The sequence below is a fragment of the Altericroceibacterium spongiae genome (genome assembly GCF_003610805.1).
Classification (GTDB): domain Bacteria; phylum Pseudomonadota; class Alphaproteobacteria; order Sphingomonadales; family Sphingomonadaceae; genus Altericroceibacterium; species Altericroceibacterium spongiae.
In genome coordinates this window covers 209,778-221,170 of record NZ_RAPF01000005.1, presented here as the reverse complement: position 1 = coordinate 221,170, position 11,393 = coordinate 209,778, and the positions used below count along the sequence as shown (strand labels likewise).

The 11,393-nt window shown below is 61.2% G+C and carries 7 protein-coding genes and 1 pseudogene; 5 read left to right on the top strand and 3 right to left on the bottom strand.

The window, feature by feature from the left end; genetic code table 11:
• The first annotated feature begins 152 nt into the window (after nucleotides 1-152).
• The 5 genes from D6851_RS11255 to D6851_RS11235 all read left to right on the top strand — a co-directional run bounded on the left by D6851_RS11255 (nucleotide 153) and on the right by D6851_RS11235 (nucleotide 4,621).
• Nucleotides 153-788 carry a peroxiredoxin gene (locus D6851_RS11255; RefSeq protein ID WP_067468560.1) on the top strand — a complete coding sequence of 212 codons (636 nt, stop codon included), beginning with the start codon at nucleotides 153-155 and terminating at the stop codon, nucleotides 786-788.
• Between the two features lie 242 nt (nucleotides 789-1,030).
• Complete coding sequence (locus D6851_RS11250; RefSeq protein ID WP_210210347.1) at nucleotides 1,031-2,194, top strand: cytochrome P450; 1,164 nt, start codon at nucleotides 1,031-1,033, stop codon at nucleotides 2,192-2,194.
• 107 nt (nucleotides 2,195-2,301) lie between these two features.
• Nucleotides 2,302-2,994, top strand: coding sequence for an AraC family transcriptional regulator (locus D6851_RS11245; protein ID WP_120324990.1), 693 nt, complete (start codon nucleotides 2,302-2,304; stop codon nucleotides 2,992-2,994).
• A 72-nt stretch (nucleotides 2,995-3,066) separates the two neighbouring features.
• A complete protein-coding gene (locus D6851_RS11240) occupies nucleotides 3,067-3,951 on the top strand; it encodes a sterol desaturase family protein (RefSeq protein ID WP_210210346.1) in 885 nt (294 codons plus the stop codon).
• 109 nt (nucleotides 3,952-4,060) lie between these two features.
• Complete coding sequence (locus D6851_RS11235; protein WP_238474052.1) at nucleotides 4,061-4,621, top strand: class I SAM-dependent methyltransferase; 561 nt, start codon at nucleotides 4,061-4,063, stop codon at nucleotides 4,619-4,621.
• A gap of 64 nt (nucleotides 4,622-4,685) precedes the next feature.
• On the opposite strand, the pseudogene D6851_RS11230 reads toward D6851_RS11235, so the two are convergent.
• From D6851_RS11230 to D6851_RS11220, 3 genes and pseudogenes are all read right to left on the bottom strand, one after another.
• Nucleotides 4,686-4,808, bottom strand: a pseudogene (locus D6851_RS11230) (chromosome segregation ATPase); the annotation flags it as partial.
• A 255-nt stretch (nucleotides 4,809-5,063) separates the two neighbouring features.
• Nucleotides 5,064-7,037 (bottom strand): ParB/RepB/Spo0J family partition protein, encoded by a 1,974-nt coding sequence (locus tag D6851_RS11225; RefSeq protein WP_120324988.1) that lies wholly within the window; start codon nucleotides 7,035-7,037, stop codon nucleotides 5,064-5,066.
• Nucleotides 7,038-7,140: 103 nt separating this feature from the next.
• Entirely contained in the window at nucleotides 7,141-11,388 is a 4,248-nt protein-coding gene (locus D6851_RS11220; protein ID WP_120324987.1) for a strawberry notch-like NTP hydrolase domain-containing protein, read from the bottom strand.
• Nucleotides 11,389-11,393: the final 5 nt, after the last annotated feature.

Genomic DNA, 11,393 nt, shown 5'->3' with positions numbered 1-11,393 from the left:
AGCGCGGAAGGTCGGCACACCAGCACGCTGGCGATGCCGTCTATCGCGTCTGAACGCCGCTTGGTCGCGATCTCGGTTGCACCTACAGCAACTGTAGCACCCATCTGTACGTGTAGCTGCGTTGCTTTAGCGCTCACCACAGGAGATTTTCAATGACACTTCAACTTGGCGACACCGCACCCGATTTCGAGGCCGACACAACCGATGGCACGCTCAAATTCCATGAATGGATGGGTGACGACTGGGCGGTGCTGTTCTCGCACCCTGCGGATTTCACTCCTGTTTGCACGACGGAACTTGGTGAGGTTGCCCGCCTGAAACCGGAATTCGACAAACGCGGCGTTAAAGTGATCGGTCTCAGCGTTGATCCACTCGAAGACCACCGCTCCTGGGCAGGCGACATAGCCGAAACCCAGGGTCATGCTCTCAACTTTCCGCTGATCGCGGACCCGGATCGTGAAATCGCCGATCTCTACGGAATGATCCATCCACAGGCCGACGACACTCTTACAGTACGCTCGGTCTTCGTAATCGGATCCGATAAAAAGGTGAAACTTACGCTGACCTATCCCGCGAGCACGGGTCGAAATTTCGAAGAGATCCTGCGGGTCATCGATTCGCTGCAACTGACAGCCGACCACAGCGTGGCCACGCCTGTGAACTGGCAGCATGGCGAGGACGTCATCATCGTGCCCTCGCTCAGCGATGAAGAAGCGCGTGAGAAATTCCCCAAAGGCTGGGAGACGGTAAAACCTTATCTGCGCGTCACACCGCAGCCGCAGGATTGATCGCAGCATAAGGGGCAATGCGAGACTTATCGGCGGGAGCATAATCAAAAGCGCGCCGGTTGGTTTTGCCGTGCCTGGCTCGGCACCGATATGCCAAATCGAGAGGACGGTATTGGTCTATGAAACGTTCCATAAAACAGAGCGAAGAACTCATACCGCAAGGGCCCTTCGACAGCACACTCCATTTCCTGAGGCGGCCCTATGACTTCGTAAGCACGGTCTGCTCGCGAACCGGTGGCAATATGTTCGAAACCCGCCTGTTGCTCCGGCGGACTGTGTGCCTGCGCGGCGAAGCTGCGGCCGAGATGTTCTACGATAAAGCGCGAATGTCGCGCGACGGCGCGATGCCGGAACCGGTTCGGGCGACTTTGACTGGCAAGGGCGGAGTCCAGGGTCTGGATGGCGAGCGGCATCTGCGGCGCAAGGAAATGTTCGTGTCGTTGCTGACGCAAGAGCGTGTCGAGGCTCTGGGAGAGAAATTCGAGAAAATGTGGTTGGCCCAGCTCCCGGCATGGACCCGGGAATCGCAGGTAATCTTCTACGAAGCGCTGCATCCCATATTGGCCGAAGCAGTGTGCGACTGGGCCGGTGTGCCACTACCGGCTGAAGAGCGCATCAAGCGAACTCGCGACCTTGTTCTACTCTTCGACCGCGCGGCCGCGCTCGGCTTGGGCCATTTTCGGGCCCGGCGCGCTCGCAGCCGTTCCGAAGCGTGGCTTGCTCGCGTCATCAAGGATGCGCGTGACCGCCGTCTGGTCCCACCCGCTGAATCGGCGCTGGCTGTGATTGCTGCGCACCGGGATGAGGATGGTGCGCTGCTAAGTCCCAGGATCGCTGCCGTCGAACTGCTGAACGTTCTGCGTCCAACCGTCGCGGCGTCCGTTTACATTGCTTTATTGGCGCACGCTCTCCATTCGTTTCCCGACGTGGCACCGACCACTGCATCCGATCGCTCCGAATTGTATCATTTCGTACAGGAAGTGCGCCGGTTTTATCCGTTCTTCCCCGTGGTCGCAGCCAGAAACTGGAAGGTCTTTAGCTGGCGAAACATCCGTTTTCCAGCTGGGCGACGTTTCCTTCTCGACTTGCATGCAACCAACACTGATCCGTGTCTCTGGAATGAGCCGGAAACCTTCAATCCGGAGCGCTTTCGCAAGGAAGACTTTTCCGCGTTCGCATTAATCCCTCAGGGCGGCGGCGATGTCTCCAAAAATCATCGCTGTCCCGGCGAGACAGTCGTACTCGAAGTCATGGAGCGCGCGTTGCGTATGTTGCTTTGCGAAATGGAATATCGGCTTCCCGCGCAGAATCTGCGCATCGATCGTTCCCGGATGCCGGCGCTGCCAGTCAGCAAGATCATTCTCGCGGATATCCGGCGCAGTGAGCGGTCTTTGAAAGAGACTTGAGGAGAGTCGGGAACGCGTTGAGATCTCTCAGAAAGGAACGTCCGATTGCACAGCAGCTAAGACGAAATCGCTCTTTGAGAAGCACCGACGCTCCATGGGAGGGCAGCATGATGCTCGGATTTGGCTGGGCACTTCTCGACGCCCAAACAGGAGAGAACCGGCCGCACAGCCATCTGGCACACCAGATCAGTCTTTCGCTGGGCGACTCTTGCAGCATTACCGCTGACCGAGATCTTCGCTTGTCGCCCGGTGAAGCTGTTCTCATCCCTGCCACCACGGTTCACCGCTTGACGCCATCCGGTGCCATCCTGCGAAATCTGTATGTCGATCCGTTTTTCATGGGAACCCGTGACCTCAATAAGAGTGTTGGACTGGAACGGCTTTCGACCGCTGAAGCGAATGCATTGGCTCTGGTTCGATCCGGGAACGACGCACGCAAATGGATAGAGGGTTTTTTGAACCGAAAGAGTTCGAGGCGAATCGACCCGCGCCTCCGCTCTGCGCTGCAACGGATCGGACCCGGGGCAACCCCTTCGGAATTGGCCAAAGCCGTTGGCGTTTCCACCACGCGGATGCGGGAGATTGCGGTTCGGGATTTTGGAGTGCCGACAACCAAGCTCCTGCAATGGTTACAGGTTCAGCGTGCCATCGAGAGCTTCGACCAATCTCATAGTGTCGCTGCCGCAGCGGCCGCGGGTGGGTTTTCCGATCAAGCGCACTTTACCCGTCGTTTGGTCGAATGGTTCGGCGTGACGCCATCACTGGGTCTTGCAAAAATCGCGATTACCATCGTGCGTTAAAACACCAGCGAAACGTTCAAGACCGGTGGGCGACGGGAGCGTAAATGGATCCATCGTTTGATGGAGGCTCCAGTGGTCGTTTTTCGTTATCTCTATGCCCCACTCTATTTTTTTGGTTTTGTCGGGGGCGCTACGGCGATCGTGTCCTCGGATAGTTCGCCGGCCTGGCTGTTAGTTCTGGTCATCGCTGCGATCGGGACCTCACTTGCCGCCGAGCATATCGCGCCTTTCGAAAATCAGTGGAATTCGCGCCATGGGGATGACGGGCGGGACGTTTTGCATGCCCTTGTAAACGAAGGGTCTCTTGTGGCTATGGTGCTGCTTCTTCCGCTCATCGCAAGCCTTGTCCCTTGGGAATCAGCCTGGCCAACGACGCTGCCCTTATGGGCTGATGCGGCCATCGCGATCGTGCTTCTCGACCTAGGGATAACCCTTGCCCATTTCGCCAGTCACAGGGTTTCGTTTCTCTGGCGTTTTCATGCCGTGCATCATTCGGTACGCCGCATGTACGGCTTCAACGGGCTATTGAAGCATCCGGTCCACCAGTTCATCGAGGTTTCCGCCGGTGCCTTGCCATGGCTTCTATTGGGGATTCCTCTAGATGTCGCTGCCGTGGCTTCCTTTGCGGTGTTAATCCAGCTCCAGTTACAGCATTCGAATGTCGACATGCGGGTCGGGCCGCTGGCATATGTCTGGGCCGTCGCCCCTGTCCATCGGCACCACCACCTTGCGTCCCAAACGGACGGCGACGTCAATTTCGGTCTGTTTCTAACGCTCTGGGATGTTCTGCTTGGTACAGCGCGCTTTGGGTCGAGCCAGCATATCAGAGCGGGGGCGATTGGCCTCGCTGGCATCGAAGATTATCCGGATGCCTATCTAGCACAGTTGGCCGAACCATTTAGAAAGCAGGCACAGTCTCTGCCGGAGCTCGGCCCACAGAGCGAGAGACAGGCATGACCGATCAACATGCAGTCTATACGCCGCCAGCCGGTTTCCTATTCTCACGCCACTCTACGATATCGGGGTCCGACTTTCGACCCGCGAAAAAAGGTGGCGTAGCGACCTTGTGGACCTGATTGAGCCCAAGTGTAACGAGGTCCTGCTCGACATTGGGGCGGGTACCGGCAGCCTGGCGCCACTACTGGCCACGAAAAACCCAGCCACCACGTACTTCGGGATCGATCCAGACGAAGACGCGATCCAGATCGCACGAAAGAAAGCGGGGCGAGCTGGAATAGATGCTGAATTCAGGCATGGATTATTCTCGGCGGCCGCTGTTGCCAGTTGGCCAGCGCCGGACATCGCCACACTCTGCCTTGTTCTCCATCAAGTGCCTTATGATGAGAAGCTCCGCTTGCTGTGCGACATAAACGAAGCACTTAAGCCAGGTGGACGCCTGTTCATAGCAGACTATGGCGAGCAGAAATCACGCCTCATGCGTGTCCTGTTCAGAGCAACGATACAGCAGCTCGACGGTGTTTCGGACACGCAGCCAAACGCAGACGGCGCGCTTGTACCGCTTATGGAACAAGCTGGATTTCTCAGCATCACAGAATGCAAGAGATATCAAACCATCACTGGTTTGATATCGATCTACGGAGCGACCAAGGCTTCTGCGGATGAATGAGAAGATTGCTCATTTTCTCGCTTGGTTTGGAGTGGCCGGTACATGGATTTGCTGCCAGAGAGTTTCACCTCTCGCGAGGATTTGTCCCAAGAGGTCCACGACGGTCAACTACGCTGACCCGGCGTGATTTTGCCTCAATCACGAGTCGCTCAAGTACGCCATTGCCGGGAAAGGCGATGACATAGCGCGTAGCAAAATGCTCGTCCATCTCTTCAAGGACCCGCGCCTGATAGTCGCGCCAGTTCCCTTTGAAGTTCATATCCTTGAGCATGCTGTGCGCGATAACGAGGTAGACCCGGATCGCCTATTGCTATGTCCGCTATGTCCGCAAGTTTGCGCTAAAGCGGACAGGCAGCAAGCGGCCCAAATTCTGACATGAAAAAGGCGATCCGTCCCAATTGGGACGGACCGCCCACCGAGCGACCTCGACCTGTCAGGAGGGTCAGGCAGCCTGCTCGGCAATTTCGTCTGTCGCATCGTCGCTGACTGCCTCGTCGACTTCGACACCAATCGGCGCGACCTCCTGAGCAGCAGTGAACAGCATGATCGCAGGAACCCAGGCTTGCGCCCGCTCCTTGACCTCGGCCTCGCCGATGAAGTTGCCTGAGAAGATGCGCTCGGCTGCGCTCGCAAGCTCAGCCTTCTTCGAAGCAGCGTATCGGCTGACCAGCTCCGGACCACCCGCAGCATCGAGCGCTTCGAGCGTGCGAGCCTTGGCCACGCGGTCGAAATAGTTTGCCGCGGTGGGACGCCACCAATGCGCGGTTTCGATTTCCAGAAGTGCCCCGAGCGCTTCGTGCATGGGCACCGAACGATCGCCTTCGCAGGCTAGGCTGGCGACGAGCGTGCGCGAGACGACATGACCAAGCCAGGCCGAACGCGCCTCATCGGAAAGCGACCGGAACCTGGCAAACCGCTCGACGTCGGTCTCGCCCGAGCGCCAGCTTTCGTCGAGCGAACCAGCGAACTCGGCCAGAGCAGCGCTCGCCGGTGCATCCTTGGCCTCAAACCCGGCAACCGGTCCAGACGCGATGGAGCCGACAAGCGTCGATGCCTTTCTGGCGCGCCAGTCGTGCCCATCGGCATCCGCGAGCGTGAAGACCATGAAGTCGAGCGCCAGTGCCGGATCGTTAGCGAGATGGACCGCCAGGATATCGCGGCGCTGCATTGCGAGTTCGTCGAGCAGGCGCTGCGAAAGCGAGCTGCCCTTGGGTTTAACCGCTCCGCTTTCTTCGACTGCCTCCACCACACCTTCGTCAGCGATGACTTCGGTCTCGGTGTAGAACTGCGGGACCAAGGTCGGCTCGCCATTGCGCGAGAGGATAAGGAAGGCACCGGCCTCGGGTTTCAGCTCGTCGGCGAGCACGGGCGGCCGGTCATTGAGCGCGCGCATGGCGCGGTCGATGACGACGAGTTCCTGTTCGGCCTTGGCGACCTCGTCCTCGTGGCTGTCCTCGTCTTCGAGCACGGCGGCGACGCGGTCGTAGTCGGCCTCGAGCTCGCCAAGTTCCTTCGCTTCCTGTTCCGTCATCGGCGCAGGCTCGCAAGGCAGACGGCTCAGACCTTCGACAAGGTCGTGACTGAGATAGGTGCCCAGCGTCGGCCGAACCCAGGCAAGGCCATATTCGAGCGCAGCCTTTTTTGCCGCCTCTTCCATGGCCTTGTGCACGAGGTCCTCGAGCAGCGCGACATCGATCCAGCTCTCGCTGGCGTCATCGTCGAAGAGTTCGCGTTCGATCCGGCCACCCGCACCGATGTACGCATCGCGTCCGACCAAAACAGCTCGCGGATCAGAACCGCGCACCGTGGCATCGAGCACCATGCGGCGGATCGTGTCGGGCGTGATCTGGTACCAGGCGTCCTGCAGCTCGGCATAGACATGCGCCTGGCGCTCGACGTCGGAGATCGCGCCGTAGGCCTTGGCCATGTCGAGCGTGATCGTGCCTTCGGCGAGCGCTTCGAAGACGCAGGGTGCCAGACTTGCCAAACGCAGGCGCCCTTCGACGAACCGGACGGTGAGGCCGAAGCGGCGCGCCACGTCTTCGGTGGTAGCTCCTGCTTCGATGATGGAGGCGAAGGCCTGTGCCTCGTCGGCCGGGTTCATTGCGAGTCGCTGGAAGTTCTCGGCAAGGCTGGCTTCGCGCACTTCGCTTTCCTCGCCTTCGATGACGAGGCAGGTGACTTCGTGCGTGTCAGGCAAGGTGCCCTCTTCGGCCAGCGCCTGCAGCGCGGCGAGCCGGCGACCGCCAGCCTCGACCTCGAACTTGCCGCGCTTTCCTTTGCGCACGACGAGGTTCTGCAGCAGGCCGCGCGCGGCAATGTCTGCCCGCAGCTGGAGGTCGGCCAGCACGTCGCTCGACTTGCGAACGTTACGCGGGCTCGGGACGAGCTTCTTCAAGGGAATCGACTGGATCATGGGTGTTCTCCTGATGGAATGAAGGCGCCAGTGAGGATCACTTGGCCCACAAGCCCAAAGGGCTCCCTCCACTCTCATTCCGAGATTGGGGTCTCCCGAGGGATCAGGCGGCTAGCGCAGGGAGGACGGACGAGGCTCTCGACACCGGCACGAACAGCCGCGTGCGGTAGCGGATGATCTCGGTGAAGCAGCCCTTGCCCTTGTACCAGTCGAGCCGATCGGGCGAAAATCCGGTCAGTTCAAGGCGCTGTTCGCCTCCGACCAGCGAGCGCTTCACGGTGAGTGGATCGTGGCTTGCAAGGTCCAGCGGTTTGCCGCTTTCGAGGACGAGGTCGCCGATCTGGTCCGGCGCCGGACCGGTAACTCCGGAAAGACCAAAGGTATCGGCGATTGCGGCGAGATCGATATCGAGCACTTCGCGACCGATGATCGACTGGCCGTCCTCGGCAACGAGCCGGGTGACGCGGACATGATCGCCGGGCAGGCGCTTCCAGACAGGAAGCAGCAGTCCGGTGGCGAGATGGACGCGCTCGGTCACCGGTGACTTGGCCGCTTCCTCTTCCTCGGCCAGCCAGGCGCTGGTGAACGCTGTGACGCCAATTTCCTCCCAGTGGCTCTCACCAAGTGCTTCAAGCGTCCAGTTCGCGGAATTGAGCGGACGCAGAAGGCGTCGGCGTTCGACCACGGCCCCGTCGTCGGCGATGAGGCGCCGGGCTGGAACAGACAGCGCGACCTTGCCCGAGCGCGCATTGCGCAAGGGGATCGCGTGCGCGCTGCCGATCTCGTGCATCCGCACCAGGCGCTGCAACCGCAGAGGCCGAAGGTACCTTACCACCTCGAGCGAGACGAGGCGGGTCTCCGCTCCGGTCACGGGGTCGGTGCGCAGGAGCTCATCGGCGAGGACCGTGAAGCGATCGACCCTGATGGTTTCCAGTCCCTGGTCGAGCGTTCCGGCCTCGCGCGCGGCTTCGATCCGCGCTTCCACCAGCCCGAGATACTCGTCGAATATGGCGTTCTGCAGCGCGATCGGCAGCGCGAGGATGCGGTTGAGCCAGCGCTGGATCGTGGGGAGATTGTCGGTCAGCCCGCCATCGGGATTTTCAAGCCGGAGGCCGGTGCGCTCCACGAAGTTGCCGAAGCTCGTGGCCTCCAGCTTGCCGTCATAGAGCAGCTGGAACCAGCGGCTGAGCGCGTCGCGTGCATAGTCGCTTTCGAGATTGTCTGCCGGATCGAACAGGTTCTGTCCGCCGGTCTGGCGCTGGCCGCGCGTCAGCGCGCCGAGGGCATCGAGCCTGCGCGCAATGGTCGAGATGAAGCGGCGTTCGCCCTTCACATCGGTGGTCACTGGGCGGAACAGCGGGGCAGAGGCCTGGTTGGTGCGGTTGGTGCGGCCGAGCCCCTGGATCGCATTGTCGGCGCGCCAGCCCGGCTCGAGCAGGAAATGGACCCTGCGCTGCTGGTTCCTGCAGCCAAGGTCGGCATGGTAGGAACGCCCCGTGCCGCCCGCATCCGAGAAGACCAGGATGCGCTTGGTTCCTTCCATAAAGCTCTGCGCTTCGGCGACATTGGCACTGGGGCTTCGCCGTTCGAGGCGCTGCTGACCATCTCGTCCTGATACCAGCCTGCGGGTCCGACCCGTGACCTCGGCAACCGCCTCGGTCCCGAAATGCTCGATGATCGCGTCGAGTGCTGTGGCAATTGGCGGCAACGCGCAGAGCTGTTCGATCAGCGCATCACGCGCAACGATTGCACGTGGGCAGGAGACGGGATTACCCTGTTCATCGCTCATTGCCTCGGAGCGAAGATTGCCGTCCTCGTCGGCAAAGATCTGCATCAGGCGCACCGGAAAGCTCTTGGTGAGGTAGTCGATGACATATTCGCGCGGGGAGAGATCGATATCGAGCGCTTCGCGTTCTTCGTCGGAAAGGTCGGCCAGGCGCCGGTCGAGCATGGCCTCGGCGGTCGAGACCAGCTGCACGACGACCGAATGGCCGTCACCAAGCGCTGCTTCCATCGCGGGGATCAGGCTCGGCAATTTCATCGAAAGCAGGAGCTGGGCAAAGAAGCGCTGCTTGGTGCCTTCGAAGATCGATAGCGCCGCAGCCTTGGCATTGCGGTTGAGCGTGTCGCCGCTGTCTTCGTCGACCACGCGGGTTGCTTCGAGCGCAGCTTCGAGGTTGCGGTGAATGATCGCCCAGGCATCGGCATAGGCATCATAGATTTTTATCTGCGCATCGGTCAGGCTGTGTTCGAGGATCTCGTACTCGACCCCGGCGAAGGACAGCGCACGGGCAAGATAGAGGCCCTGGGCCTTGAGATCACGGGCGACGAGCTCCATCGCCGCGACGCCGCCAGCGCGGATCTCGGTCATGAATGCTTCGTGGGTCGGAAAAGCGGTCTCGGGTCCCCAAAGGCCGAGGCGGGAAGTGTAACCGAGGTTGGCGATATCCGAAGCGCCAGTGGCAGACGCGTAGAGCACGCGGGCGCGCGGGAGATGGTTCTGCAGCCTGAGGCCCGCCATCCCTTGTTCGGAGCCCTTGACCTTGCCGCGGATTGAAGAGCCCCCGAGCGCATTGGCCATCGCATGGGCTTCGTCGAAAGCGATCACGCCGTCGAAATCCTCGCCCGCCCAGGCAAGGATCTGGTCGAGCCGCGTATCCTCGGCGCGGCCCGAGCGCAGCGTCGGATAGGTGACGAAGAGAATGCCTTCGGACATCGTTACTGGCTGGCCGAGTTTCCAGCGCGAGAGCGGCTGGAGATCGAGCGGCAGCCCGCCAAGCGCTTCCCAGTCGCGGCGTGCATCTTCGAGCAGCGCCTCGTTCTTGGTGATCCAGACATGTCGGCGCTCGCCTGCGAGCCAGCGATCCATGATGACCGCGGCGATCTGCCGTCCTTTGCCCGCTCCGGTTCCGTCGCCGAGGAAGAAGCCTTGGCGGTAGGCGTGCCCATCTTCGGACAGTTCCAGCGAGGTGCCTTCCTGGCTGACCTTGAAGCGCCCCGGGAGGTCGCGTGCGAATGCCTGGGCAGCATAGACCAGCGTCTCGCATTGCGCTTCGGAGAGCAGGCCACCGGCCTGCCAACCTGCGGGGAGACGCGGGGTGACTTCAGGCTTCGGTGCCGCGACCGAACCCATGGCGACCGATTCCACGAGCGGGGTGGGATGAACGGGCGCGTCTTCGAACGCGATGCGGCTGGGCCGGTAAGGCAGGTAGATGCCTGTCTGTTCAGGCACCGGCGCAGGTTCGGTTAGGACCGAATAGGTCAGGTCGATCACATTCGTTGTGGCTCTTTGTGTCGCTTCAAAAGGCGCCACCGGCCGGATCGGCGTTCGTTGGGTCGAAGTCTTGCCAAGGAGACGCACTGGCTTGCCGACTGGCAGACGATGGAGGCTGGCGGAGGTCTGCGTTCGTGGCGGGAGCGCAGTGATGAGCTCGTGGAGCTCGATCAGGTCAGCAGTAGCTCCGGTGATCGGGGGCGAGGACGCGGTCGGCGTCTTGTCGATCACGACCAAGCGAACGGCAATTCCCGTGCCCGTCCGGCGAAACATCTGCTGCAGCCGGACATCGAGGAGCAGCGACGCTTCGTCCTGTGCCTTGGCGAAAGTGGAAGCATTGAAGCCGTCAGGCATGATGGCGACAATCCTCGCGCCACTGGCGGCGGCCCGGATTGCACTACGAAGGTGGCGCTGCGCCGTCTCGCCATCCTTGCCGCGTTCCTGGCTGCGGGCGAACGGCGGGTTCATCAGCACGACCGACGGAACAGGGCCGCGAAGCAGGTCGGCGATCAGTTCCCCGTCATGCGTGGTGGTCGCGGCCGAAGGGAAGATGTGGCCGAGGCCATCTCGTCTTGCCGGATCGATCTCGTTGAGGACCAATGAGGCCTTCCGGACGCTGCCCCATAGGGCAAGCGCACCATTGCCGGCTGATGGTTCAAGGAGTGTGTCGTGCGCGGAGATCGCTGCGGCCTTCGCCATCAGCCAGGCCAGCATTGGCGGGGTCGAGAACTGCTGGAGCTCGACCTGTGCTTCGCTGCGCACGTGCCGCGGCGGCAAGGCAGCTTCGAGCCAGTCGAACCGCGCTTCTGCTGCGTGCACGTTCGTCGCCAGATCGATCCGTGAGGACTCTCGAAGCCAGAGTAGTGCGCCGATCTCGACCGCGCTGTTGTAGTCGTCGATCGTCCAGGCACCTCCCCAGTCCAGAACACCGGTCTCTTTGGCGAACAGCCCGGAAATGTCGGTACGGGTAAGATGACGTCCCGAAGCAAGAAGCGCGGCAACTCGGGTGCCAATGGCATAGGCCATGGGCATGGACGGCAACTGCTCGCCGGCGGGAAACAGGTCAGATTGAAACATGGCAA

Bases quoted from the DNA above. Each gene is read 5' to 3' on its own strand.
- D6851_RS11255 (WP_067468560.1), top strand. From the start codon at position 153: ATGACACTTCAACTTGGCGACACCGCACCCGATTTCGAGGCCGACACA.
- D6851_RS11250 (WP_210210347.1), top strand. From the start codon at position 1,031: ATGTTCGAAACCCGCCTGTTGCTCCGGCGGACTGTGTGCCTGCGCGGC.
- D6851_RS11245 (WP_120324990.1), top strand. From the start codon at position 2,302: ATGATGCTCGGATTTGGCTGGGCACTTCTCGACGCCCAAACAGGAGAG.
- D6851_RS11225 (WP_120324988.1), bottom strand. From the start codon at position 7,037: ATGATCCAGTCGATTCCCTTGAAGAAGCTCGTCCCGAGCCCGCGTAAC.
- D6851_RS11220 (WP_120324987.1), bottom strand. From the start codon at position 11,388: ATGTTTCAATCTGACCTGTTTCCCGCCGGCGAGCAGTTGCCGTCCATG.